We start from the raw sequence: 23,570 nt of genomic DNA, 5'->3' as shown, positions 1-23,570 counted from the left end.
CACGAATGACCGACTGACGGTAGCTTGGTCCTGCTTTGAAGCGTGGAGCAACCTCCACGCGGAGGATCGAGTGATGTTACGCAGGATGATGATGACGGCGCTGGCCGTGGCGGCGGTCGGGCTGTCGGCGCCACAAAAGGCCGAGGCGGGCGGCGGTTTCGGACGTGGCGGAGGCTTTCACGGCGGTGGCTTCCATGGTGGCGGCTTCCATGGCTGGGGGCACCGTCATTGGCATGGCGGCGGCTTCTGGCCAGGGATCGGGATCGGGGTGGGTCTCGCCGGCGCCGGCTACTACGGCGGTTATTACGGCTACGGCTACCCCTATTACGGCGGCTCCACCTATTATGGCGTCGGCTACAACGACGGTTATGGCGGCTGCTACGTCGTGCGCAAGCGCGTCATGACCCCGTCGGGATGGCGCTACCGCCAAGTCGACGTCTGCGAGTGAGGCGAAATAGCTGTTAAAAAACAAGGTCGTTGACGCAGTATACCGTCAACGACCTTGCCAGCCCCGGATATTGAAATCGGCTCACGCCATCCGGTAACGGCGAGCATCGCGCGGAATCATACCGGCGAATGTGATCCAGTTCACAAGTGGCGAAAATAAAGTTCCCGCACCGTGCCCGGCTCAGCCGCCCGAGCGCTTGCGTGCGCTGGCGTGGCGGTGCCGCGCCGGTTTCCTGCGGGTAACCGATGGAGTCTCGACCTCAGTCGCCCGTGCGCTGGCAAAGGACTGCCGCAAGCCGTCGATGGATTCGTTCAAGGCCGTAACCTGCTCCGACAGGCGCTTGGTGTCGGCCTGTTGCGCCGCCAGCAGCCGCTTCATCGTCTGAAGCTGGTCCTGCACCACCTGGAGCTGGTCGATCGATTCCTGCTGGGTCGCCTCCAGCCCCTTGGTCTTCTCGACCAGCTGCTCGGAGGCCTGGGCGGTGCGGGCCTGAAGCTGCCGCGAGGCCACCACCCGGTCGCTCTCGGGGGCGGCACCGGTATAGGCCCGCCAGATTGCGATCGACGTCACGCCCGCGATCAGCAGCAGGAGGGCTGCAGCAGTCAGCGCGATCGGCTGGGCGCCAAGGCGAAGGAGGGTGTTGGACGGCCTGTCCTGGGCGAGATCGATCATCGCTGACAAAACCCAAATTGAAACTTGGTGAGTGGCGAAGACCGGCAACCCAGAGGGGTCACCGGGGCGTCCCGAAAGCCTTACGTTTCGGCAAGGAATGGGACCAAAAAGAGGCTGAGCGGCAAAAAACCAGTGATCAGCGGCTCTTGCAGCCCGGGAGCGCCGCGCAGGGGGCAGGGATCAAGGCTGAAATTGCGAGAACGGCCCGGAATAGCTCTTTGCGCGCGGTGCCGCATAGGGCCCGAGCCGGGAGGTCTTCAGTCCAAGTCGCACCAGTGATTCCGCCAGCGTCACCGCGGCCGCGACGCCGTCGATCACGGGAAGGCCGTGCGTGGCGGCGAGCTCGCCTGCGAGATCGGCCATGCCGGCGCAGCCGAGCACGATCGCTTCTGCCCGGTCGTCACAGATGGTGGCGGTGATCTCCGCCGAGATCTTGCCGAGCGCATCAATGTTGCGCTCTTCCAGCGCCAGCACCGGGACCTCGGCGGCACGGACGCGGGCGCAGCGTTCGGCCAGGCCGTACTTGCGCAGATTGTGCTCGAGCGGCACGATGGAGACGCCGAGCGTGGTCACCACGGCAAAGCGCGCCGCGATCAGGCTCGCGAGGTGGAAGCCGGCCTCGCCGATGCCGATCACCGGCGCCTTGGCGGCGGCACGCGCGGCATCCAGGCCGGTGTCGTCGAAGCAGGCGATGATGTGTGCGTCCGCGCCGTCGCGATCGGCCTCGCGGATGCAGCCGAGCATGCCGGGCACCGCGAAAGCTTCGTCGTAAAACCCCTCGATCGAGACCGGGCCCATCGCCGGCTGACGCGCATCGATCACGGTGCCCGCGAGGGCAACGCTGCGCGCGGCAGCGGCGATCTTCGCCGTCATCGACGCGGTTGTGTTGGGATTGACGACGTGAAGCCGCATCAGAACAGACGAGTCCTTATCTCAGACGAGTCCCTTGCCGGCGTCCGAGCCCTTGGCCGCCTGCCGCTTGTTGAGCACGTGAATGGTGCCGAGCGCAAGCGTGATGACCGTGAACGAGACCGCCGAGATCACGGTGCCGAGCGCGTAGATGTCGGGGTTGGTCACGGTGGTGGTGAGGCCTTGAAGATCCAGCGGCAACGTGTTCACGGCGCCGATCGCCTGGCTCGAGCGTGCGAGCTCGTCCCAGGACAGCGTGAAGCCGAACAGGCCGATGCCGATCACCGAGGGCAGGATGATCGGCAGCACGACATGGCGGAACGTCTGCCACGGTGTCGCGCCGAGATCGCGCGCGGCTTCTTCCAGCCGCGGGTCGAAGCGGTTGAAGATCGCGAACATGATGAGCAGCCCGAATGGCAGTGTCCAGGTCAGGTGCGCGCCCAGCCCGGACGTGAGCAGGCCCATCGAGGTCTCGAAATTCTCGTTCCAATGCGCCTTGATCAGGTCGTCGATGATGCGGAACTCGAGCGAGATGCCGAGCGAGGTGATGATCGAGGGCACGATGAGGCTGGCGATCGCCGAGTAGAACAGGATGCTCTGCGCCTTGAACTTGCGCCGGAACGCCATGCCGGCGGCGACCGACAGCACGACGGTGACGATCATCACGACGATGCCGAGCAGCAGCGAGCGGCGGAAGGCGGCACCGAGATCGACGATGCCGGTGCCCTGGAACAATTTTGCGATCCAGAAGGTCGATACGCCGTTCATCGGGAAGGTGAGGCCGCCCTGCGGCCCCTGGAACGACAGCACGTAGATCGCGATCATCGGCCCATAGAGAAACAGCACATAGGCCGCGAAGAAGATCGCGAGCACGTAGAACGAGCGCGGGCGTCCTTCCTTCATGCTCTAGAGCTCCTTCTTGATGTCGACGATGCGCGACATCATGGTGATGATCAGGAAGGTGATTGCGAGGAGGATCACGGCATTGGCCGCGGCGGCGGGGAATTGCAGCGCGTTGACCCGCGTCTCGATGATCTTGCCGGCGGCGGCGATCTGCTGGCCGCCCATCACGCCGATGGTGATGAAGTCGCCCATCACGATGGTGATGACGAAGATCGAGCCGATCACGATGCCGGGCTTGGCCAGCGGAATGATGACGTTGACGAGGGTCTGGAAACCGCTGGCGCCGGCATCATAGGCGGCCTCGATCAGCGACTTGTCGATGCGCACCATCGAGTTGAAGATCGGCACCACCATGAAGAAGGTGAAGAGGTGCACCAGTGCCAGCACCACGGAGAATTCGGAGAACAGCAGCCATTCCACGGGATGGTTGATCAGGCCCGTCTTCATCAGGCCGGTGTTCACGAGGCCGTTGCGGCCGAGCAGCGGGATCCAGGCGATCATGCGGATCACGTTGGAAGTCCAGAACGGGATCGTGCAGAGCAGCGACAAGCCCATCTGCCAGGTCTTGGACTTGACGTGGAAGGCGAGGAAGTAGGCGACCCAGAAGCCGACGAAGAGGGTGATGGCCCAGACCAGGAAGCAGAGCTTCAGCGTCTTCAGATAGGTCTTGGCGATGGTGCAGAGCTCAGGGAGCTGCGCGATGCAGCCTTCGAACGTGTCGGTGTAGCCGCGGCCGGAGAAAGCCGGCAGCAGCTGGTATTCGTTGTAGTCCCAGAACGAGACGATGACGACGAAGACGAGCGGAATGAGGAAGAACGCGAGAAACACCAGCATCATCGGCCCGGCCTGGAGCCAGGAGATGAAGGACGGCGACAGGCGCGTCGGCTTTGCGGCGCGCGCTGTGCCCGACCCCGGGATCAAGCCCGGGGCTGCCTGTTGCAGGACCTCTTCCGACATGTCCGTTACGCCGCGATGAACTCGTTCCACTTGCGGACCATGTAGTCGTTCTCGTCCATCACGGCGTTCCAGCACGCGACCCCGCCCATGCGATCCTCGTAGGAGCCGCCGTCACGCACCGCGCCGGCCTTTTCAAGCAGCGAGCCGTCGGGCGCCTTGATGTCCTTCTCGGCCGGTTTGCCTTCCATCCAGTAGGCCCATTCGTAGGGCTCCATGTGCGCCTTCGCAGTGGAGAGCACGGCGGAGTAATAGCCCTGGCGGTTGAGATAGGCGCCGGCAAAGCCCGACAGGAACCAGTTCACGAATTCATAGGCCCATTCGAGCTTGGCACCCGAGACGCCCTTCGACACGCAGAAGCCGGAAGCCCAGGACCGGTAGCCTTCCTTCAGCGGCTGGAAGGTGCAGGGGATGCCCATCGAGCGTACCTTGGTGACCGCCGGCGACCACATCGACTGAATCACGGTCTCGCCCGAGGCCATCAGGTTGACGCTCTCGTTGAAGTCCTTCCAGAAGGCGCGGAACTGGCCGGCCTTCTTGGCCTCGGTCATCACCTTCATGGTGAGATCGATCTCTTCCTTCGTCATGTTGCCCTTGTCGGCATATTTGTACTTGCCGGAGGCTTCCACGACCATCGCGGCATCCATGATGCCGATCGAGGGAATGTTGAGGATCGAGGCCTTGCCCTTGAACTCGGGGTTGAGCAGCTCGGCCCAGGTGGTGATCGGACGCTTGATCAGGTCGGGGCGGATGCCGAGCGTGTCGGCGTTGTAGACGGTCGGGATCAGCGTGACGAATTCGGTCGCCGACGTCGCGAACTTCTTGGAGTCCTTGCCTTCGAGATAGAGCACCTTCCAGGGCGCGGTGCCCTGGCCGCCGATCTTCTTGCCGCCGGGCGTCTCGCCCTTGGTGAAGACGGGCGTGATGTTGCCGAACTCCTTGATCTTCTTGGCGTCGAGCGCAAGGATGTTGCCCGACGGCACCAGCTTCTTCAGCGAGAAATATTCGGTATCCAGCACGTCGAAGGAATTCGGCTGGGTCATCACGCGCTTGGTGACGTCGTCCGTCGTCGCGGTGATGTATTCGATCTTGATGCCGGTGTCCTTCAGACATTGCTTGGCGATGTCGTCGCCCTCGTTCACGGCCGTGCCGAGATAGCGCAGTACCTTCGCATCGGCCGACTTCACGTAAGGAAAGCCGGTGATCGCGCCGGAGCCGGCGGCGAGGCCGGCGAGACCCGCGGTGCCCTTCAATAGCGTGCGGCGGCTGACGCCGGTCTTCCTGGTCGTCTCGGTCATTTCGCTCACTCCTCTGTGTTGCGCATTCCGTGGTGAAGGGTGCTATTGCAGGCGTTGCGCCTTGGCGGGATCCCAGGTCGCCAGCACGCGATCGCCCGGACGGAACGGATGCACGTCGAAGGTGGACTCGGGAACGTGGGAGAACAGGGCGGTGCCGTCGTCGAGCGTGAGCGAGACGGCGATGTAGGAGCCCTGGTACTCGGTCTGGGTCAGCAGCGCCGGCGCGCCGAAGGCGCCGTCGGCGAACGGCACGATGCCGAGCTGATCGGCGCGAACGGCGATGAGATTGCCGGCGTCGCTGAGCACGTTATGGCCGCCGATGAATCGGGCCACGAATTCGGTGCGGGGACGGTGGAAGATATCGCGCGCCGTGCCCTGCTGCTCGATCCTGCCGTGGTTCATCACCACGATGTGGTCGGCGAGGGCCATCGCCTCTTCCTGGCCGTGGGTGACCTGGATGAAGCTGATGCCGAGCTCGCGCTGCAGCCGCTTCAGCTCGCCGCGCATCTTGACGCGCAGGAACGGATCGAGCGCCGAGAGCGGCTCGTCGAGCAGGAGGATCTGCGGCTCGGTGATCAGCGCGCGCGCGAGCGCCACGCGCTGCTGCTGGCCGCCGGAGAGCTGCGCGGGAAGACGGCCTGCATATTGGCTCATCGCCACCAGCTCGAGCAATTCGCCGGCGCGCTTGTGCCGCGTCGCCTTGTCGATGCCGCGCATCTTCAGGGCGAAGGCGACGTTGTCGAGCACGGAGAGGTGCGGAAACAGCGCGTAGGACTGGAACATCATCGCGGTGCCGCGCTTGGCGGGCTCGAGGTCGGTGACGTTCTGCGCGCCGAGGATGATGTCGCCTTCGCTGACCGCCTCGTGACCTGCGATCATGCGCAGCGTCGAGGTCTTGCCGCAGCCGGAGGGGCCGAGCAGGCAGCAATAGGTGCCAGCCGGGATCTTCAGGTTGACGTTGTCGACGGCCAGCGTGGCGTCGTAGCGCTTGGTGACGGCGACCAGTTCGAGAGCGGCGGGAATGGCCATGGCGTGTCCGAGGAGGGGCGTTGCGTCGCGCCTCTCTCCGCAAGGTCCGTGCCAACAGCCCGCGACGATGCGAATTTCAGAAACTGTGCAGCGGAGTCAGATCGTTAGATCGATTCCGGCCCAATTTGTCGGGCCGTCACCCGTGCATCCAGCTGCACACAAAACGGGCGAAGATTGTATAAAGTTTCGCCTGTGATTGGATACAGCTCGTCGACTAACATTGCAGGCCGAACGTTCGTCGATCGAGCCCTCACAATCATGGCCGCCAAGACCCGCCAGAAATCCGATGCGCCAGATGCGAGCGATCGCGTCAGCCGTATCCGGGAGGGGGTGACCGCCGCGATCCTCGAGCATCGCCTGCTGCCCGGCACCAAGCTCGGGGAGGACGAGATCGGCGACATCTACGGCGCGAGCCGGACGCTGGTGCGCTCAGCGCTGCAGCAGCTTGCGCATGAGGGCATCGTCAACATCGAGAAGAATCGCGGCGCCTTCGTCGCGCGCCCGACGCCGGCCGATGCCCGCGAGGTGTTCGAGGCGCGGCGCCTGATCGAGCCCAGCATCGTGGACCGCGCCATCGACGCGGTCTCGCCGGCCTGGCTCGATCGCCTGCAGCACCATCTCACGGAAGAACGCGAGGCCGAGCTGCGCGGCGATGCCCGCGCCTCCGTCCGTCTCTCGGGCGAGTTTCATCGTCTCGTCGCCGAGATGAGCGGCCACAGCATCTATGTCGGCTTCCTGAAGGAGCTGATCGCGCGCTCCTCGCTCATCATCCTGCTCTACCGCCGCCACGACACGCCGGCGTGCGGCACCGAGCATCACGCCGGGATCGCCGCCGCGATCCGCAAGCGCGACAAGGCGCTCGCCGGCGCCTTGATGCTGTCGCACCTGAACGAGATCGAGGCGGAGCTGTTCCTGAAGGATCCCGCCGCCGACGAACTGCGGCTGGCGGACGTGCTGGGGGCGTGAGAAGCGCGTCGCCAGCGCACGGGATCGGCGGGTCCGGACGCTATTGTGGCTCCAATCCGAGATTCTTGATCGACTCCAGCCAGACCGGCCCTTCTTTTTCGTAGAGGGCGGCCGAGGATGCGCGATCCATTGCCGGCGAGTCGACGCCGAAGGCCTCGAGCAGCTTCTGGACACGCTCGGTCTTGCCGCCCTCGACCATGAGCTTGGCGAGCAGTTCGATCCGGTCGGGCGGCGTCGCAGCCGGCGCCACCAGGGCCGTGAAGCTCGTCAGCTGGAAGACCTTGCCGGTGACACCCTGCTCGGTGAACGTCTTGGTGTCCGGCAGTTTCTTCATGCGAACCAGTGACGGCACGGCGATGGCGCGGCCGACGCCGGTATCGAGCACTGGAAGCGCGGCCTGATAGCTGCCGGTCGCGGCCTGGATGACGCCGGCTGCCAGGTCCTGCCACATCGGCGCTTCGCCGCGGTAGTGCACGATGGAGATGTCGAGGCCATATTGGCGGTTGAGCTCGGCGATCGCGATGTGCGCGAACGAACCGATCCCATACGAGCCTGCCGTGACCTTGTTGCGGCGCGCATAGGCGACGAAATCTTCGATGGACTTAGCACCCGTGGCAGACTGGACGACCAGCGGCAGATGGCCCGATGGCGTCATCGCGACGATCGTGAAATCCTTGTCCGGATCGTAGGCGAGCGACTTCAGCAGCAGCCGGTTTCCGAGCAGTGTGGACGAGATCGTGTACATTAGCGTGTAACCGTCCGCCGGCGATTCCTTGACCGATTGCGCTGCTAGCGCACCGCTCGCTCCCGTCTTGTTTTCGACGACGACCGGCTGTCCGAGCTTCTGAGAGATGTAATCGCCATAGGCGCGGGCGAACGCATCGGTGATGCCGCCGGCGGGCGTCGACACGACGATCTTGATGGCTTTGGTCGGCCAGGCTTCGGCCGCAGCCCCGTCAGCCGTGGCCAGCACCAGGCCTGCAATTGCAGCGCCCAGCATTGCGACGAATGTCCTCACTTGCCCCTCCGGTTTTGTTGCGTCTTTGGGCGCCCTTTGGCCGCCGGGCAGAGATGTCACACGAGCAGAGTCAAATAGAAACAACATTTCATTGTGTGAAATGGCTAGCTCTTGGCGGTCGCGGACGGGCCTGCCGCAGCAAGCCTGGCGCTGAGCGTCTCGGCCAGTGCGGAGGCGACTTTCTTCATCTGAGGCACGAAGCGCCTGAGACCTTCCTCGGTGCTGACGGCCTCGCGCAGCATCATCACGTTCATGCTTGCGAACAGGCGGTTCGGAACAGCGACGGGAACGCCGATCGCCCAGACGGCGCCGCCGAAGATGCGGCGGCTGTAGCTCTCGTCCATCAATCCGGCTTTCCGGATCGCGCGCAGCACCTTGGTGAGTTTGGCGGGATTGCGGGCGAGGTCGTTCCAGGGCTCCGGGCTGAGGGCAAGGCGCGCCGCGATGCGCTCCTGCTCGGCCGGTTCGCAAAACGCCAAATAGGCGCGCCCCATCGAGGTGCCCAGCACGGGAAAGCGAAAACCCGGCGGACGGTAGAAGAGCAGCGAACCGCCGATCCGGGTCGTATGCGCGATCACCATGGATTCCTCGTCGAGCACGGCCACGTCCGAGGGCCACTGAATCTGTTGGCGAAACTTGTTGAGCATCGGTTCGGCGATACCGCCGATCCAATTGGGTTCGTCGTAGCCGGCGCTGAGCAGGAGCGCCCGCCCGGTCGGGGCATAGCTGGGCGGCTCGGCGCGCCGCACCACATATCCTTCATGCTCCAGCGTTTCGAGCATGCGGACGATTGTAGCCTTGTTGAGGCCCGTCGCCTTATGCAGCGAGCCTACGGTCGATTGCCGTTCCTGGTTGATGACGCGCAGGACCTCGAGGCCTCTCGACAACGCGATAACGGGACGGAACGAGGGCATGGCAGCTCTTTGTGAGGACCGTGCCGCTAGTCAATGATGTAATCGCCGGATCAGTCAACAGGCCCGACTCCCGGCCGGGAATTGGACGGTGCCGCATCGGCTCCTCAGCGACCGAGTTCGCTTTCGGCGGCAAGCTGCCCCTCTGCCGTGATCTCGTATTCGCCGTCGTGCTTGGTCATCCATCCTGACCTGACCATCTCTCGTGCAAGCTGTATCGAGCAGATCGGATGATTGCCGCCCGGGTGATACAGCCTGTCGTTGCGGACGAGCAGGTGCCCGTACAATCGCGCCTGGCGCAGCGCCCTGCGCATCCCCGGTGATGGACTTTTCATGCCGGTTCAAGCGCGAGCACGATGAAGGTTCCTAATGAATGCGGCCATCTCATCGATAGCGCACATAGGAACCGTCATTCTGCTGCATCGTTTGCTCTTCCGAGGAGTAGCGCCATGAATGTACGGGATGAGCACACGTGGTCCCTCTGGATGGACGTATCTGTCGCCGAAGCTCCGGTGCTGTCGCGTACGGTCGGCGTGGACGTTGCCGTGGTCGGCTCCGGAATAGCCGGGCTTTCGGTCGCATATGAACTTGCTTGCCATGGACGTTCGGTCGCAGTGATCGATCGCGGCCGCATCGGCAGCGGGATGACGGCGCGCACGACGGCGCATCTGGCGACCGCGCTTGATGATGGTTATGATGCGTTTGTGGGAGTCCGCGGCCCTGACTGTGCGCGGCGTTACTATCATAGCGTCGCTGCCGCGATCGATCGCGTCGAGGCCATCCAAGGCGCCGAGCACATCGATTGCGGTTTTAAGCGCGTCGATGGCTATTGGGTACTGGCATCCGAAACGTCCGCATCCGAGCTGGATAGTGAATTGGACTGCTGTCGCAAGCTGCAGATTCCGGTCGAAAATTGCGTCGAGCGGACACCATTCCATGACAGGGATCAGACGCGTTCGCTGCGCTTTCCGCGCCAGGCGCGCCTGCATCCGACTAAATATCTCGCCGGTCTGGCGAGCGCACTGCAGCGCCGGGGCGCCCAGCTCTATGCTGACACCTGCGTCGAGAGCATCCAGCAACGCCAGGGTAGCATGGTCGTCACCACCGCCTCAGGCTACGAGGTTCACGCCGCCGACGTGGTGGTTGCGACCAACTCGCCCGTCAATGTTCAGGTGGCGATCCACACCAAGCAGGCGCCTTACCGCACTTATGCACTCGCCGCGAAGATTGCGGCCGGCGCCGTGGAGGATGCGCTCTATTGGGACACGCTCGATCCTTATCATTATGTCCGCCTCCACCCGTTATCTGCCGACGAGGACATCGTGATCATCGGCGGCGAAGATCACAAGTCGGGTGAGGCGAATGATGGCGCACAGCGCCTTGACGCGCTTGAGCGCTGGGCGCGCGAGCGATTGCCGGATTTGCGCGAGGTCACCCATCGGTGGTCGGGTCAGGTGCTGGAGCCGGTCGATTTCGCCGGCTTCATCGGCCGCAGCCCCGGCGAGGAGCATGTATTCGTTGTCAGCGGCGACTCCGGGCAGGGGATCACCAACGGGCTCGTGGCCGGCATGCTGATCGCGGATCTCATCACCAGCGGCGCAAGTGCCTGGGAGGACGTCTACGCTCCGTCGCGGAAGATTCAGAGGAACATCGGCGAGTTCATCAGTGAGAACATCACCCCTATCAAGAACTTCGCGGAGTATCTCACCGCAAGTGAAATCGCGAGCGCTGAACAACTGCGGCCCGGCGAGGGGCGCCTCTTCCGAAGCGGCCTGAAGAAGATCGCGGCGTGCCGGGACCGAAGCGGACATTTGCATTTGCATTCGGCGAGCTGCACCCATTTGGGCTGCGTCGTGCACTGGAACTCACTCGAACAGTGCTGGGACTGCCCATGTCACGGATCGCAGTTTGCACCCGATGGCACCGCGCTCAACGGCCCGGCGGTTTCGCCGCTCGGCGAGGCTGAAAAGCCGGCCAATCTTGAAGCGGCAGAATGAGCGGCATCTCTCGGCGTGTCGTAGGGGGCTTGGGCCGGCGGCTGCAGCTTTTACCTGGCGAGCTACATGTGAATCATGATGCGCGCCGATCTGATGTGACTATTCCTCGCAGGCTGTACAGGCTATATCCCTGTCGCCTGTCATTGAACTGTCATGTTACCGCAAATGCTAAAGTCAGATGCTGCGCCGGCTCGCAAGACTCCGGGCGCACCGGAAGCCAATCCTGCTGTTGGGAACACCAAGAGAACGCAGCTCCTCACCGGCTTCACGGGGCAACGCGAGGACGTCAGCGTGGAACCCGCGACGGTCGAGGAGCGCGCTGCCATTGAGCAGACGCCATCGCAGGACGTGACGCCCGCGCCGAGCCCGACCCAGCCCGCATCTCCCGCCGCCGAAATCGAGCTCAAGCTGCTCGTTGGTGCCGATCGCATGGCGCATTTCGGCGCAGCGCCCGTCATCGCGGCGAACGCACGCAACAAGGGCACGCGCAAACGTCTCAAGTCCGTCTACTACGACACGCCCGAGCGGGCGCTTCGTCGTGCCGGCCTGAGCTTGCGCGTCCGCCAGAGCGGCACGCGTTTCGTGCAGACCGTGAAGACCGAGGTTGCGGACGATCCGTTGCGTCGCGGCGAATGGGAAGCAAGCGTGCCTTCGCTTGCGCCCGATCTCGCTTTGGCGATGCCGTTCATTCCGGAGAAGCTTCGCGAGCGACTCAAAGCGCAGCCGCTCGAAGCGGTGTTCACGGCCGATGTGCATCGTCACACGCGCATCATCGACCTGCCATCCGGCACGGTCGAGGTCGCCTGCGACCAGGGCGAGCTGACGGCCGGCGACCGGTCGGTTCCTGTCAGCGAGATCGAGCTGGAGCTGAAGAGCGGCAGCACGAGCGTGATCTACGAGATCGCCCTGCGCCTTGCGGAGCACGGAACGGTGAAGCCGTCCATCCGCAGCAAGTCGGCGCGCGGCTTCGATCTTGCCGCGGACCTGCCGCCGTCGGCTCGCCGGCCGCGCAAGCTTCGTCTCGATCCCTCCGTGACGCTCGACGAAGCCTTCGCGACCATCCTGCGCGCCTGCTTCCTTCACCTGCTGCAATCGCTGCCGGCGGCCGAGGACGGCCGCAATCCGGAAGGCGTGCATCAGCTGCGCGTCTCGCTGCGCCGGCTGCGATCCGCGCTCGACCTGATGCGATCGGTCGGCGCGCTCAGCAACCTCGAGGCGCTGCGCTCGGAGGCCAAATGGCTGGCCCAAGGCCTGTCTGCCGCGCGCGACTGGGACGTGTTCCAGCTCGCCACCTTGCCGGCGATCGCAAAAGCCTGTCCGTCGGTCGCGGGTTTCGATGCGCTTGGGCGGGCCGCGGCTCAGCGTCAGGCGGAAGCCTATCGCAGCGCCCGCCACGCGCTCGATGATCGCCGTTGCGCGCTCTTCCTGATCGGTCTTGGCGGTTGGATCGAGACGCGCGGCTGGCGCAACGGCGTCGCGCCCGAAGATCTCGGCCGGCTCGCCGAGCCCGCCCTCAATTTCGCGCAGCGCGTCCTGTCGGAACAGCACGCGAAGGTGCTCAAGCGCGGCCGCCGCTTCAAATCGCTGACGGTCGACGAACTGCACCGCGTGCGGCTCGCCACCAAGCGGCTGCGTTATCTCAGCGAGTTCCTGCTGCCGCTCTACGAGGATCGCAAGTCCGCACGAAAATTCGCACGCCGGCTCGCCGGCTTGCAGGAGGAGCTCGGCGTCTTCAATGACATGGCGGTGACGGCCTCGTTGCTCGATCGGCTCGGCGCTGACGATCGCGACAGCGCCATTGCGGCGGCCGCGATCGCCGGCTGGCAGGCGCGGGCATCGATCGGCGTGCAGCAGGGCTTGCAGGATAGCTGGCGGGATTTTGCCGCCGCACGCGTGCCCTGGTCGCGCCAGGGCCAGCAGAGCTGATCGCGCTTTCCCAAAAAAGTTGCGGCCAGCCATTGGGGGATGGCTGGCCGCGCGCGAACCGGTCTGGGACGGGGAGGGGTGGGGATGTGACCGGGTCGCGTAACCTGTTGTCTCGTTCCTACTGATCTTTCGCGCTGGCGGTGGAGACCGCCGGCTTGGTATCGCCCAGCGAGACCCAGACGTTGGGATCGCTCTGCGACTGGCGCTTGACGAAGCGGTAGCCGGTCTCCGTCCAGGCGAGGACGTTCTCGTTCTGATTGTCGAGAATGAACTCGCCCTTGTCGGTCTTCACCGTCAGCACCGCGTGGCCTTCGCCTTTCTTGTCGCGCACCACGGTGATGAGCAGGGCCTGGCGCGGCCAGCCGGCATCCATCAGCATCTTGCGCTTCAACAGCACGTAGTCTTCACAGTCGCCGTAACCGTCTGACGGCAGCGACCACTTCTCGATCACGCCCCAGTGCTCCTGGTCGGTCAGAGGCTTGACGGTCTCGTTGACCCAGCGATTGACCTTGACGAGGTCGCGCCATGCGGCCTGCGACATCACGATGTCGCGCGGCTGCAGCGGTGCGCCCTGGCACTGGGCAGCATTGTCCGCGCAGAACTCGACCCAGCCGATCGGCGCACGCGTGGTGTCGCCGAGGCTCGCGTAGAGCAGGCGGCCTTCGCCGGCCTGCGCTGCCGCGCTGATCCCGAAGAGCATGGCGGCCAGCGCCAGTCCCTTCCCCCGTCCCCTGAAGTCAAACATTGCGGCCCCCGTTTCTTGTTGGGACCACATTTCGCACGGAGCTTTTGAGTTGCCGCTAAGTCGACCAAGTCAAGTCGAGACGAATGCAAGTAAAAGGCGCGGCGAATTCGATCTATACTTGAATAGAATTCGCGTAAAATTCGATATGACTGCAATTGGTTCAAATTTTATCTATTAACACGGAAATGCTGGGAGGAGCGTTGTTTGCGCTCATCTCCAGCTCCTCCGTTAACCGCTGGCCATTCGCCGCGGGACATGAAAAAGGCGGCGTCCGCATCGCGGAAGCCGCCTTCGAGCCTGGAAATATGGAGGTTTTCGCGTCCTTGCGCTTTACCGCGCGGTAACGCTCTCTTCGAGTGTCTCCGCCGGCTGCTCGTGCATGAACTCGAGCGCGAAGCCGTCCTCGAGGTTTCGGACCACGCGGCCTTGGACCCGGCCGAGCAGAACCGTCGATTTCAGCGGCGGCCGGTTCTCGGCAGCGATGGCCGCGCCCGACAGCGAGAGGTCGATGATGCGGCAGGTCATCTTGGTGCCGTCTTCGAGCGTCAGCACCGCGATCGGGTTGCGCGGCACGATGCGGTCGTGGCGGCGGTCCTCCGGCAGATTGAGGATGTCGCGGTTGGCGAGCCAGGTCAGCTGCGCGGCGAGCTTGTCGCGCTTGCGCGGCGTCGCACCGATGGTCATGGCGAAGCCGTTGTCGATGATCCGGGTGATCTTGCCCTCGACGCGGCCGATATGGTCGAGATAGGCGACCACGCGGTCGCCGACATTGCCGATGCCGGGGGCGAGCAAAGCGAGGCCGCCCGGCGACATGTTGATCACCTGGCAGGGGAATTCCCGGCGGTCCGGCAGCATGTAGCGGCCGAGCAGGTGCACCTTCACCCGCTGGAAGCGCCTGCGCTCCTCGGCGGCCGGAAGAAATTTTTTGTTCGCCAACGCCATTTCCAACACCCGACCCCCCGCCCGGGCGGAGTCCTTGCGACCCTAAGGTGCACAGGGTTAATGCCGCGTTAGGATCGGGCGCGCTGGACACGGACAGACACGATGCGCTCGAAAAGCCACACCTTCAGGTGGGGCTCGGCTTCCTCGCGGCGCGCCCATAAAGCAGGCACAGCAGCGCCAGCAGCACGGCGGCCGACAAGCCGAGCGACCAGTGGATGCCGATCGCCGCGCCTGATACCCCGATCGTGATGCCGCTGAAGGCCCGCATCCCGAGCCCGGCCATGTTGTAGAGGCCGACGACGCGGCCGCGGACGTCGTGCGGCGCGTTGAGCTGCACCAGCGCCTGCGCCATGGTGTTGAAGGAGAGCTCGAAGAAGCCCGCGAAGAACAATAGCGCGATCGCGACCGGATAGACCGGCACGAGCGCAAAGCCGAGCAGCGCCACGCTCCACAGCATCGCCAACGCGATCGCGGTGCGCGGGGTGCCCTTCAGCCGCCCCCAGGATTCCAGCGCGATTGCGGCAAGCACTGCGCCGGCTGCGTCCGCGGCGAGCAGCACGCTGTAGGAGACGCCGGGATCACCATGGCCGAGATCGCCGGCATAGCCCGGCATCTGGGCGTGATAGGCGTTGCCGATCATGAAGGAGGTGAGGCCGGCGAGCCACGTCATCGCCGACAACACGGGCTGGGTGCCGATCGCGCGGATGGTGAGCACGATGTCGGCAAGGCCGCGCACGGCAAAACGCCTTGCCGCCACGCTCTTGTCCCTGATCGGGGCCCAGAACAGCCAGAGCAGCATCGGCAGATAGAACAGCGTGTTGAAGATGATGCCGTGCGAGGGACCGAGCGTCAGCATGATGAGCCCGCCCACCGCAGGTCCGACCAGGATGCCGAGATAGCGCGCCATCGCGTTCAGCCGCACCGCGCTCGGCAGGTCGGCCGGGCCGACCAGGTCGTAGAGCAAGAGCTGGTTCGGCGTCTGCCAGAGCACGCCGGCGCAGCCATGGATCACCAGAAGCAGCATCGCGTGCCACATCTGGATCGTATCGGTCAGGAAGAAGAAGCCCCAACCGGCGGAGGCGACGATGAACAGCAGCATGCCGCACTGGATGATGCGGCGCGGATCAAACCGGTCGGCGAGGCCGCCGACCGCGACGGAGAACAGCAGGAACGGCAGCCAGTGCGACAGCACGGCAAACCCGCCCAGCGTCGGCGAATGGAATTTCTGGAACACCACCCAATAGCTGATCACATGCTCGATATTGTCGGCCATCATCGCCAGCACGTAAGAGGCGAACTGGAGACGGTAGGGCACGGACCTCATCGCCGCGAACGATCCGGACGCGGCCACGGGATTTTGGGGAAGGGGATTCACGGGATGACCTGAGGTGAGACTCGTGGCGAGTTACACGCTCGCCGGCCGGCGCTCAAGACAATTGGGCGTGCTGGAACAGCAGCCATGCATGCTTGCCACGAGGCCCGTGATCTCAGATGCAAGCCTTGTGAGCTCCGGCTCGCTCTCGTCGAGCCGGGGCAGCGACGCAATCCAGACTGCCCCTGTTGAGGGATTCTGGATTGCTTCGTCGCAACAGCTCCTCGCAATGACGGCGCCTGTAGTGCATCGACGTCACCATCGCGATCATCACGCAGCATCGGCGACCCCATCGTCCCGTTTCGCCTCGGTCAATCGCCGCAAGCCGGGCCGCTCCGGCAGGTTGTGCGGCGTCCTGACATTCCAGACCAACCCGATCGCTTCGAGTGATCGGATCAGCCACCAGCCGGGATCGACCTGTCCCGGCAAAAGTCCGAGCTTCGCCGAGCCCGGATAGGCGTGATGGTTGTTGTGCCAGTTCTCGCCCATGCTGATCAGCGCGGCGAGGCGGACATTGTAGCCTTGGGCCGCGACGCCATCGACGCTCCAGATCTGATCGCCGCTTGTGTGGGAGAAGTGGCCGACCAGCCAGTGGCCGGTGACGCAGACGCTGACGCGCACGCAAATGCCCCAGACCAGCCAGTCCAGCCCGCCGATTGCAAAGAAGAGGAGGGCCCAGGGCAATTGCTGCAACATCCATGTGCGTTCGATGAACGCATAGAACCGGTCACTGGCAAGCGGCGGCTCGAGCCGGAATCTTGGCGGATGGCGCAGCACCAGCCGGCAATGCAATTGCCACCAGGCATCGCGCCAGAAGCCGGCGCCGTGGCGGGAATATTCATGGCACGCGGGCTGGCGCTGCGCCCAGTCGCGGAAATCGTGCAGGCGGATCATGCCGAACGGCCCGGCCATGCCGACGAGCGTGCCGAGATAGACGAAGAGATGTTCCAGCCAGAGTGGGCAGTCGTAGCTCGCATGGATCAGCTTGCGGTGCATGCCGACGGAGTGCCCTGCGCAGAGCGTGACGGCGCTCGCTGCGAGGAAGAGTGCGAATGCCGACCAGGAGAAGCAGAGCGGCGCAAGCGCGATGGCGGCCGTCGTCATGCCCGCGAGCCACAGCGACTTCTGCGGCGCCCATTGCACATATCCGTCTACCGGATCGGTGTCAGAGGCGACAAAAATTCGTTCCGAACCCCGTCGCAAATCCATCTGATGATCCCGGCTGACCGCGGCGCGAGGAGCCGCGCAGGTCCGAAGCAGGCATCGCTCCGGCACACGCAGCCTGCTCACACAACTGCGGCGTGTCAACGCGCCGCGTTGGTATTTCCAATGTCGCAGGGCTGTCATAGGTTGATCGCAGGCCCGCACGATCAAAACACAACAAGCGGGCAGCGAGGAAACAGCCATGCAACAAATCCGCGTCTGCACCCACGCAGGTCCCGGCTCGGAGCCCGTGATCCGCACCGTGCCGTGGCCGAAGGTCGGCCGCAAGGCTGCGCTGATCAAGGTCGGCGCCTGCGGGGTTTGCGGCACCGATCTCCATATCCTCAAGGGGCACTGGCCGAAGCCGCTGCCCTGGCCGTTCACGCTGGGACACGAGCTCGGCGGCGTCATCGTCGAATGCGGCGACGAGTTCACCGAAGATTTCATGAGCAAGCCGCTCAAAGTTGGATCGAAAGTGATGATCCCGCCCTTGATGCCGTGCGGCCGCTGCTACTATTGCATCCACTATCCGCAAACCGCGAACAAATGCCTGACGCCGGTCTATTACGGCCGCTATCTCGGCTTCGACAAGGCGCCGCATTTGTGGGGCGGCTGGGCCGAATATGTCTATGTCGATCTCGACATGCTGCCGGGCACCAAGATCTACAAGCTGCCGGACGACATGTCGTTGCGCCTGGGTGCGCTGTCGGAGCCGCTGACCTCCTGCATTCGGGCCTTCAATCGTGCGACCCGCGCCGGCGGATTCAGCTGGGGCGACACCGTGGTGATCCAGGGCTCCGGCCCGATCGGCATTCTGGCGGTCGCGGCCGCCAGGGAGATGGGGGCGGGGCGCATCATCTGCGTCGGCGCGCCGGAGGAGCCGCGGCTCAAGCTGGCGCGTGAGTTCGGCGCCGAGGCGACCGTGAACATCGAGGAGCTGAAATCACCGCAGGATCGCATTGCGCGCGTCCGCGAGATCGTCGGCGGCTTCGGCGCCGATCTCGTGATGGACTGCTCGGGCCACCCCTCAGCCGGCCCCGAAGGCATCGAGATGCTGCGCGACGGCGGCACCTATGTCGAGATGGGCCAGTTCACCGACGCCGGCTCGATCGACACCTCCTGGCACCGCATCTGCACCAAGGATCTCAACGTGCTGGGATCCTGGGGCTTCACCGGCAACGACCTCCCGCTCGGCGTCGACATGCTCTACCGCACGCGCGACAAATATCCTTGGGCGAAGATGCAGACGATTTACCCGTTCACGGAAGCAGGCGTCGCGCAGGCGGTGAAGGACGCGATGGCGATGAAGACGGTGAAGTCGACCATCGTGCCGTGGCCGGAGCTGGTGGAGTAGACGATGCCGTCCGCGCCTCACGATCTCGCGGCGTTCCTGGTCGAAGCCAAACGCCGCACCTATGCGGGTCTCGATGACGATGCGACCGTTGCTGCGCCGCTGCTTACCGGCTCCAAGCAGCTCGAGCATCACGCGCCGCCTTATGCCTATCGCGATATCTATTTCGGGATGGGCTTCTTCGTCGGGCAGGAGACCGTGTCGCGGGATGAACGCGTCATCTGGTCGATGAGCTACAGCGGCGGCGTTCGTGCGGAGATCACGGAGCGGGAGATCTTCCTCGCCATCTACAAATTCCTGCGCCAGGCGTTGCTGCGCGTCGGCGTCGAAGAGCCTTACCGGGGACCTCGCCTGTTCGAGCAGGACGGCATGGCGTACCGCAACGAGATCGAAGGCGGTACCGATCGCTTCCACGGTGTGGAGACGATTGCCCGGCAGGATGGTACACCGCTTTATGAGCTGCGCTATGGTGGCGGCCTGCTGCGATAGACAAAATCCGTAGCCCGGGTGGAGCCGAGCGTAATCCGGGGACGTCCGTCCCGCATTCCGCTTTGCTCCATGCGGGCCAAAAGTCGGAGCCTGGAACGAGCGACGAAATGACCGACGAAAAGACACCCGAACCAGCCCGACAATCCCCCTTCAACGCCATCCGCGCGATCGACTACACCGTCGTCTTCGTGCGCGACATGGCGGCGATGCGGCGCTTCTACGAGGACGTCCTCGCCTTTCCACTCTCGCGCGAGCTGTCGCCGAACTGGATCGAGTACAGCATCGGCAGCAACACGCTGGCGCTGGCAAGGCCGAGCCGCACCGCCAGCGATGCACCGACGCCAACGGGCAGCGCCTCGCTGCAGCTGGCCTTCAAGGTCTCTGCGGCCGAGGTCGACGCGTGCGCCGATGAACTCGTGCGGCAAGGCGTGGCGCTGCTGTCGCCGCCGACGAACCAGCCCTTCGGCCATCGCACGCTGTTCTTCCGCGATCCCGACGGCAATCTGCTGGAGATCTACGCGGAGATCTGAGAAATTCTATTTGACATATCCCGACAACATGGCGTGCGCCCAGTCCGGGCGGTTGTTGGCGAGCGCGCGCACTGATGCGGCCTCCCAATCATATTCGAGCGCCAGGAGCTCCACCTGCCAGCCCCTTTTGCCCTTGGTGAGGATCGCGTAGCGGGCGTGAGGCGAGCGGTGTTCCAGTTTCGCTGCAAAGGGAATGTCGGCGAAGACCGGGCATCCGACGCTGCCGGGATTGAGCACCAGACATTCGCGCGGCCCGTGAACGACGGCCGGGCGGTGGCTATGGCCACACAGCACCACGCGTGCCGCCGGCTCGCTCGCAAGGCGTGCCTCCAGCACGTCGCGGCGTGCCGGCACGAAGCGGCCGTCGTCGAGCGCGTCCTCCAGCAGGCACGCCGTATCGCTCTCGGGCGTGCCATGGCAGGCCAGGATGCCGTCGTCCAGCCGCAGCTGGGAGGGCAGGTTGTGAAGCGCGCGGCGCTGCTCCGCAGTCAATGCGTTGCGCGCAAACAGACCTGCCGGCGAGAGCTTGTCGTCCGGAAACTCCTCGATCCAGCGATCATGATTTCCACGAACCGTCGGCAACGCCAGCGATTGGAGGAATTCGAACGTTTCCCTCGGCCACAACGGGCTGGTGACGCAGTCGCCGAGGTTGACTATCCGATCGACGCCCCGCGTCTTGATATCCGCCAGCACCGCCTCCAGCGCGGCGAGATTGCCGTGGATGTCGGAAATGACCGCCAATCGCATCTTTATTCCCCATATCGCCAGACGTGAGCGTGGCTCGGCTATAGGCCGATCCCGCCGCGCCAAGGTTAATCGAGCTGGCCGCAAAAATCCGCTGCAAGCTTCAGGCGCGGCTCGCCGTCAAGCCATGCATCACGGCTATGGTGATTTCCGGGCGCTTGGCGTAAAGAGCGCCCAGATCAAATCAGCGTGCGGTCGGGCCGTTTGCCGCGCACGCAGCTCGGGGCGCCGGTTCACCGTTTGCGCGCCTGAATCAAACAAGGTTTCCCATCTCGTGTCTCTTCCGGCCCTGACCCCGCCGCTCGCCCGCGCTTTGGCCGAGCGGAACTATGATTCACTGACGCCCGTCCAGCTCGCGGTGCTCGCCCATGAAGCCACCAGCCGCGACCTCCTGGTCTCGGCCCAGACCGGTTCCGGCAAGACCGTCGCTTACGGCTTGGCCATCGCAAAGAACATCCTCGATGACGCCGAGCAGTTCGCACCGGCGGCCGCGCCGCTGGCTTTGATCGTGGCGCCGACCCGCGAGCTCGCGCTCCAGGTTCAGCGCGAACTGGCCTGGCTCTATGGGCATGCCGGCGGGCGTGTCGTCTCTTGCGTTGGCGGCATGGATCCGCGGCGCGAGCAGCGCGAGCTCGCCGCCGGCGCGCATATCGTCGTCGGCACCCCCGGGCGTCTGTGCGATCATCTGCGGCGCGGCCGTCTCGACATTTCCGAGCTCGCCGCGGTTGTGCTCGACGAAGCCGACGAGATGCTCAATCTCGGCTTTCGCGAGGACATGGAATTCATCCTCGAGACCACGCCGCAGACGCGCCGCACCCTGTTGTTCTCGGCGACGTTTCCCCGCGGCATCGTCGCGCTGGCGCGGCAATATCAGCGCGACGCCTTCCGGATCGAGGTCGCCGGCGACGAGGGCGGCCACGCCGATATCGAATACCGCGCGATCCGCATCGCGCCCGCCGACGTCGAGCATGCCGTCGTCAACGTGCTGCGCTTCTACGAGGCGCCGAGCGCGCTGGTGTTCTGCAGCACGCGCGATGCCGTCAGGCATTTGCAAGCCGCGCTCCTGGAGCGCGGCTTCTCTGTGGTCGCGCTGTCGGGTGAATTGACGCAGAACGAACGCACCCTGGCGCTGCAGTCGCTACGCGACGGCCGCGCCCGCGTCTGCGTCGCGACCGACGTTGCCGCCCGCGGCATCGACCTGCCGAGCCTCGACCTCGTCATTCATGCCGATTTGCCCAACGACGCCGAGGTCCTGCAGCATCGCTCGGGCCGCACCGGGCGCGCGGGCCGGAAGGGGACGAGCGTCCTGCTGGTGCCGCCCGCGCGGCGGCGGCGCGCCGAGCTGCTGCTCGATCTCGCAGGGGTCGACGCGGTCTGGGGCACGGCGCCGCAGGCGGAAGACATCCGCAAGCTCGATCACGCACGCATGAAGGACGTGCTGTTCACGGAGGAGACCACTCCCGACGATCTGGCCCTGGCGCAGGCGCTCTTGGCAGAGCGCTCGGCGGAGGACATCGCCGCCGCGCTGGCGCGGCTTTATCGCGCGCGGCTGCCGTCGCCAGAGGACATCATCGACCCCGGCGAGCGAAGCGGCAAGCCGGAGCGCGGGCGTGATAGATCCGGAGAGGGCGATGACCGCGCCAAGCCGCGATCGAAGGCTGGGAAATCCTCGAAGCACGCCATGGCGGAGGGCAGCGTCTGGTTCCGCGCCGCCATCGGGCGCCGCAAGAACGCGGAAGCGCGCTGGCTGCTGCCGATGATCTGTCGCCGCGGCGGCATCGACAAGCGCGACATCGGTGCCATCAGGATCATGGACACCACCACCGAGTTCGAGATCTCTCAGCGGGTCGCCGAATCCTTTGCGGCAAAGATCAAGCGTCCCGACAAGGAAGACAGCATCCGGATCGAGCCGATGACGGATGCGCCGGACCGGCAAGACGCTCCTCAGGAGCGCCCCCGCGCGCCGCAGCGCGAGGCCGGCGCTCATCATGAACGGCGCGAGGATCGCCCGCGCGAGGCGAGTGGATTCAAGTCGCGCAGCAAGCCTCAGGGCGAGCGCGCGTCGAAATTCGGTGATGCGCGTTCTTTCGCAAAGAAAAAGAAGCACAAGAACAAGCCCGGCCATGCAGAGCCTTCGGTCACGCCGTGGCCTGCGAAGGGCGCGCCCGAGAAAAATGCGAAGAAGAAGCGTCGGGGCTGATCTGCCGCTTTCCGGCCCCGGCCAGACTAACGCCGCCGAAGGCTCGCGCGGTGCGCTATGGCGCAATCAATCAGTAACATGGTGCCATCCGGACGCGCCTGCGAGCCCGCGCCTTCTCGAGTTGGCAGAATCCTTTTCGGCAAACTCAAAGCGGCAAGAGCGGCGCCTGCGGCGAGGCGTCGCTTGAATCGAATTTAATCAAGTCGAGAGTCTGAAAGCGAACTGAAGGTCCGATCCTGGTTGGTCATAGTTGGCATCGGCAGGGGGCGAGAGCAGCTCATCAGCAGCATCCCTCCATTTAGGGGCACTGGTTTCCCGGTGCGGCCCGCACCCGGGAGCTTCTGAGAGTCTTCAATCCAACATCTGGTTTCGCGTGAAAGGATGGAATGACGATGCATGATGCCAATGTGAAAGCCGAGACGAATGCCACTCCCGCGGGTGGGAATGGTGGTGCAAGGCTCAAGTTCGACGTGCCGTTTTTCAATATCCAGGAGATCTTCGGTGATCTTGCCGAGCAGGGCGCCGCGCGGGCCAAGGCAAATCTCGAGCAGATGAAGGCGGCTTCCGAGGAGATCACCGACGCTTTCCGCGAAGCCTGTGCGACCAATGCCACGCGTGCCGCCGACTACGGCACCAAGGTCATCGAAATATCGAAAATCAATACCAGCTCCACCCTGGAATTCCTGTCCCAACTGGCCGATGCGAGGTCGTTTGCGGATGTCGTGAACCTCTCCACCACCCACACCCGCAGGACCTTTGAAATGGCTTCCGGGCATAACCGGGAGCTTTGGGACCTTGCTCAGAAGGTTGCGACCGAGACGGCCGAGCCGATCAAGAAGAGCTTCAACCGGGTTCTGCACAGGGCAGCTTGAATCGAGGCTATCGGCCGCGTGAATCGGCGGACGAGCGTCTTCGCCAGAAGAGACGCCGTCCGGCTGATGGCGGCGACGCCCTTCCGTGAAG

General features: G+C 64.6%; 22 protein-coding genes and 2 pseudogenes. 10 read left to right on the top strand and 14 right to left on the bottom strand.

Annotated elements, in window-relative coordinates:
* The first annotated feature begins 73 nt into the window (after positions 1 to 73).
* Positions 74 to 448 (top strand): hypothetical protein, encoded by a 375-nt coding sequence (locus tag I6F36_RS04390; protein WP_225132662.1) that lies wholly within the window; start codon positions 74 to 76, stop codon positions 446 to 448.
* Positions 449 to 628: 180 nt separating this feature from the next.
* On the opposite strand, the gene I6F36_RS04385 is transcribed toward I6F36_RS04390, so the two are convergent.
* From I6F36_RS04385 to I6F36_RS04360, 6 genes are all read right to left on the bottom strand, one after another.
* Positions 629 to 1,120, bottom strand: coding sequence for a hypothetical protein (locus I6F36_RS04385; RefSeq protein WP_036015282.1), 492 nt, complete (start codon positions 1,118 to 1,120; stop codon positions 629 to 631).
* Positions 1,121 to 1,300: 180 nt separating this feature from the next.
* Positions 1,301 to 2,032, bottom strand: a complete 732-nt coding sequence (locus I6F36_RS04380) for an aspartate/glutamate racemase family protein (protein WP_225171049.1) — start codon at positions 2,030 to 2,032, stop codon at positions 1,301 to 1,303.
* Positions 2,033 to 2,053: 21 nt separating this feature from the next.
* On the bottom strand, positions 2,054 to 2,932 hold the full coding sequence (locus I6F36_RS04375; protein WP_025037151.1) for an ABC transporter permease: 879 nt from the start codon (positions 2,930 to 2,932) through the stop codon (positions 2,054 to 2,056).
* A gap of 3 nt (positions 2,933 to 2,935) precedes the next feature.
* Positions 2,936 to 3,889: an ABC transporter permease gene (locus I6F36_RS04370; protein ID WP_036015279.1), complete on the bottom strand. Its 954-nt coding sequence runs from the start codon at positions 3,887 to 3,889 to the stop codon at positions 2,936 to 2,938.
* Between the two features lie 5 nt (positions 3,890 to 3,894).
* Complete coding sequence (locus I6F36_RS04365; RefSeq protein ID WP_036029687.1) at positions 3,895 to 5,184, bottom strand: PotD/PotF family extracellular solute-binding protein; 1,290 nt, start codon at positions 5,182 to 5,184, stop codon at positions 3,895 to 3,897.
* Positions 5,185 to 5,226: 42 nt separating this feature from the next.
* On the bottom strand, positions 5,227 to 6,213 hold the full coding sequence (locus I6F36_RS04360) for an ABC transporter ATP-binding protein (RefSeq protein WP_225132660.1): 987 nt from the start codon (positions 6,211 to 6,213) through the stop codon (positions 5,227 to 5,229).
* Between the two features lie 258 nt (positions 6,214 to 6,471).
* Here I6F36_RS04360 and I6F36_RS04355 point away from each other — a divergent pair, with 258 nt between their 5' ends.
* Entirely contained in the window at positions 6,472 to 7,179 is a 708-nt protein-coding gene (locus tag I6F36_RS04355) for a GntR family transcriptional regulator (RefSeq protein WP_225132659.1), read from the top strand.
* 40 nt (positions 7,180 to 7,219) lie between these two features.
* On the opposite strand, the gene I6F36_RS04350 is transcribed toward I6F36_RS04355, so the two are convergent.
* The 3 genes from I6F36_RS04350 to I6F36_RS04340 form a co-directional block, all read right to left on the bottom strand.
* Complete coding sequence (locus tag I6F36_RS04350; RefSeq protein WP_225132658.1) at positions 7,220 to 8,197, bottom strand: tripartite tricarboxylate transporter substrate binding protein; 978 nt, start codon at positions 8,195 to 8,197, stop codon at positions 7,220 to 7,222.
* Between the two features lie 104 nt (positions 8,198 to 8,301).
* The gene (locus tag I6F36_RS04345; RefSeq protein WP_225171048.1) at positions 8,302 to 9,111 is read right to left on the bottom strand and encodes a helix-turn-helix domain-containing protein; all 810 of its coding nucleotides are present in this window, start codon (positions 9,109 to 9,111) and stop codon (positions 8,302 to 8,304) included.
* Between the two features lie 104 nt (positions 9,112 to 9,215).
* Complete coding sequence (locus I6F36_RS04340; protein ID WP_036044010.1) at positions 9,216 to 9,443, bottom strand: hypothetical protein; 228 nt, start codon at positions 9,441 to 9,443, stop codon at positions 9,216 to 9,218.
* Between the two features lie 114 nt (positions 9,444 to 9,557).
* Here I6F36_RS04340 and I6F36_RS04335 point away from each other — a divergent pair.
* From I6F36_RS04335 to I6F36_RS04325, 3 genes and pseudogenes are all read left to right on the top strand, one after another.
* Positions 9,558 to 11,075: pseudogene (locus I6F36_RS04335) on the top strand (FAD-dependent oxidoreductase); the annotation flags it as partial.
* A pseudogene (locus tag I6F36_RS39985) lies at positions 11,011 to 11,184 on the top strand (hypothetical protein); the annotation flags it as partial. The pseudogenes I6F36_RS04335 and I6F36_RS39985, both read left to right, overlap by 65 nt.
* An 86-nt stretch (positions 11,185 to 11,270) precedes the next feature.
* A complete protein-coding gene (locus I6F36_RS04325; protein ID WP_225132656.1) occupies positions 11,271 to 13,031 on the top strand; it encodes a CYTH and CHAD domain-containing protein in 1,761 nt (586 codons plus the stop codon).
* A gap of 118 nt (positions 13,032 to 13,149) precedes the next feature.
* Here the strand turns inward: I6F36_RS04325 and I6F36_RS04320 are convergent, their stop codons facing one another.
* The 4 genes from I6F36_RS04320 to I6F36_RS04305 all read right to left on the bottom strand — a co-directional run bounded on the left by I6F36_RS04320 (position 13,150) and on the right by I6F36_RS04305 (position 17,299).
* On the bottom strand, positions 13,150 to 13,776 hold the full coding sequence (locus tag I6F36_RS04320; protein ID WP_225124837.1) for a transglutaminase-like cysteine peptidase: 627 nt from the start codon (positions 13,774 to 13,776) through the stop codon (positions 13,150 to 13,152).
* A 330-nt stretch (positions 13,777 to 14,106) separates the two neighbouring features.
* Positions 14,107 to 14,718, bottom strand: a complete 612-nt coding sequence (locus tag I6F36_RS04315) for a PilZ domain-containing protein (protein ID WP_026312634.1) — start codon at positions 14,716 to 14,718, stop codon at positions 14,107 to 14,109.
* A 124-nt stretch (positions 14,719 to 14,842) separates the two neighbouring features.
* Positions 14,843 to 16,093, bottom strand: coding sequence for an MFS transporter (locus I6F36_RS04310; protein WP_338129060.1), 1,251 nt, complete (start codon positions 16,091 to 16,093; stop codon positions 14,843 to 14,845).
* A gap of 267 nt (positions 16,094 to 16,360) precedes the next feature.
* The gene (locus I6F36_RS04305; protein ID WP_225171047.1) at positions 16,361 to 17,299 is read right to left on the bottom strand and encodes an acyl-CoA desaturase; all 939 of its coding nucleotides are present in this window, start codon (positions 17,297 to 17,299) and stop codon (positions 16,361 to 16,363) included.
* 196 nt (positions 17,300 to 17,495) lie between these two features.
* Here I6F36_RS04305 and I6F36_RS04300 point away from each other — a divergent pair, with 196 nt between their 5' ends.
* From I6F36_RS04300 to I6F36_RS04290, 3 genes are all read left to right on the top strand, one after another.
* Positions 17,496 to 18,647, top strand: coding sequence for a zinc-binding dehydrogenase (locus I6F36_RS04300; RefSeq protein ID WP_225132653.1), 1,152 nt, complete (start codon positions 17,496 to 17,498; stop codon positions 18,645 to 18,647).
* Positions 18,648 to 18,650: 3 nt separating this feature from the next.
* Entirely contained in the window at positions 18,651 to 19,133 is a 483-nt protein-coding gene (locus tag I6F36_RS04295) for a DUF5680 domain-containing protein (RefSeq protein ID WP_225132652.1), read from the top strand.
* Between the two features lie 107 nt (positions 19,134 to 19,240).
* Positions 19,241 to 19,663 carry a VOC family protein gene (locus tag I6F36_RS04290; RefSeq protein ID WP_225132651.1) on the top strand — a complete coding sequence of 141 codons (423 nt, stop codon included), beginning with the start codon at positions 19,241 to 19,243 and terminating at the stop codon, positions 19,661 to 19,663.
* Positions 19,664 to 19,669: 6 nt separating this feature from the next.
* Here the strand turns inward: I6F36_RS04290 and I6F36_RS04285 are convergent, their stop codons facing one another.
* The gene (locus tag I6F36_RS04285; RefSeq protein WP_225132650.1) at positions 19,670 to 20,410 is read right to left on the bottom strand and encodes a metallophosphoesterase; all 741 of its coding nucleotides are present in this window, start codon (positions 20,408 to 20,410) and stop codon (positions 19,670 to 19,672) included.
* A 271-nt stretch (positions 20,411 to 20,681) separates the two neighbouring features.
* On the opposite strand from I6F36_RS04285, the gene I6F36_RS04280 reads away from it, so the two are divergent.
* The gene (locus I6F36_RS04280) at positions 20,682 to 22,607 is read left to right on the top strand and encodes a DEAD/DEAH box helicase (protein ID WP_225171046.1); all 1,926 of its coding nucleotides are present in this window, start codon (positions 20,682 to 20,684) and stop codon (positions 22,605 to 22,607) included.
* A gap of 386 nt (positions 22,608 to 22,993) precedes the next feature.
* Positions 22,994 to 23,479: a phasin gene (locus tag I6F36_RS04275; protein ID WP_225132648.1), complete on the top strand. Its 486-nt coding sequence runs from the start codon at positions 22,994 to 22,996 to the stop codon at positions 23,477 to 23,479.
* Positions 23,480 to 23,570: the final 91 nt, after the last annotated feature.

This window comes from Bradyrhizobium sp. BRP19, from assembly GCF_020194195.1.
GTDB classification, from domain to species: Bacteria; Pseudomonadota; Alphaproteobacteria; order Rhizobiales; family Xanthobacteraceae; genus Bradyrhizobium; species Bradyrhizobium yuanmingense.
The sequence above is the reverse complement of the archived record's forward strand: the minus strand, read 5'-3'. Positions and strand labels throughout refer to the sequence as shown.

Bases quoted from the DNA above. Each gene is read 5' to 3' on its own strand.
- I6F36_RS04390 (WP_225132662.1), top strand. From the start codon at position 74: ATGTTACGCAGGATGATGATGACGGCGCTGGCCGTGGCGGCGGTCGGG.
- I6F36_RS04385 (WP_036015282.1), bottom strand. From the start codon at position 1,120: ATGATCGATCTCGCCCAGGACAGGCCGTCCAACACCCTCCTTCGCCTT.
- I6F36_RS04380 (WP_225171049.1), bottom strand. From the start codon at position 2,032: ATGCGGCTTCACGTCGTCAATCCCAACACAACCGCGTCGATGACGGCG.
- I6F36_RS04375 (WP_025037151.1), bottom strand. From the start codon at position 2,932: ATGAAGGAAGGACGCCCGCGCTCGTTCTACGTGCTCGCGATCTTCTTC.
- I6F36_RS04370 (WP_036015279.1), bottom strand. From the start codon at position 3,889: ATGTCGGAAGAGGTCCTGCAACAGGCAGCCCCGGGCTTGATCCCGGGG.
- I6F36_RS04365 (WP_036029687.1), bottom strand. From the start codon at position 5,184: ATGACCGAGACGACCAGGAAGACCGGCGTCAGCCGCCGCACGCTATTG.
- I6F36_RS04360 (WP_225132660.1), bottom strand. From the start codon at position 6,213: ATGGCCATTCCCGCCGCTCTCGAACTGGTCGCCGTCACCAAGCGCTAC.
- I6F36_RS04355 (WP_225132659.1), top strand. From the start codon at position 6,472: ATGGCCGCCAAGACCCGCCAGAAATCCGATGCGCCAGATGCGAGCGAT.
- I6F36_RS04345 (WP_225171048.1), bottom strand. From the start codon at position 9,111: ATGCCCTCGTTCCGTCCCGTTATCGCGTTGTCGAGAGGCCTCGAGGTC.
- I6F36_RS04340 (WP_036044010.1), bottom strand. From the start codon at position 9,443: ATGAAAAGTCCATCACCGGGGATGCGCAGGGCGCTGCGCCAGGCGCGA.
- I6F36_RS04325 (WP_225132656.1), top strand. From the start codon at position 11,271: ATGCTAAAGTCAGATGCTGCGCCGGCTCGCAAGACTCCGGGCGCACCG.
- I6F36_RS04320 (WP_225124837.1), bottom strand. From the start codon at position 13,776: ATGTTTGACTTCAGGGGACGGGGGAAGGGACTGGCGCTGGCCGCCATG.
- I6F36_RS04315 (WP_026312634.1), bottom strand. From the start codon at position 14,718: ATGGCGTTGGCGAACAAAAAATTTCTTCCGGCCGCCGAGGAGCGCAGG.
- I6F36_RS04305 (WP_225171047.1), bottom strand. From the start codon at position 17,299: ATGGATTTGCGACGGGGTTCGGAACGAATTTTTGTCGCCTCTGACACC.
- I6F36_RS04300 (WP_225132653.1), top strand. From the start codon at position 17,496: ATGCAACAAATCCGCGTCTGCACCCACGCAGGTCCCGGCTCGGAGCCC.
- I6F36_RS04295 (WP_225132652.1), top strand. From the start codon at position 18,651: ATGCCGTCCGCGCCTCACGATCTCGCGGCGTTCCTGGTCGAAGCCAAA.
- I6F36_RS04290 (WP_225132651.1), top strand. From the start codon at position 19,241: ATGACCGACGAAAAGACACCCGAACCAGCCCGACAATCCCCCTTCAAC.
- I6F36_RS04285 (WP_225132650.1), bottom strand. From the start codon at position 20,410: ATGCGATTGGCGGTCATTTCCGACATCCACGGCAATCTCGCCGCGCTG.
- I6F36_RS04275 (WP_225132648.1), top strand. From the start codon at position 22,994: ATGACGATGCATGATGCCAATGTGAAAGCCGAGACGAATGCCACTCCC.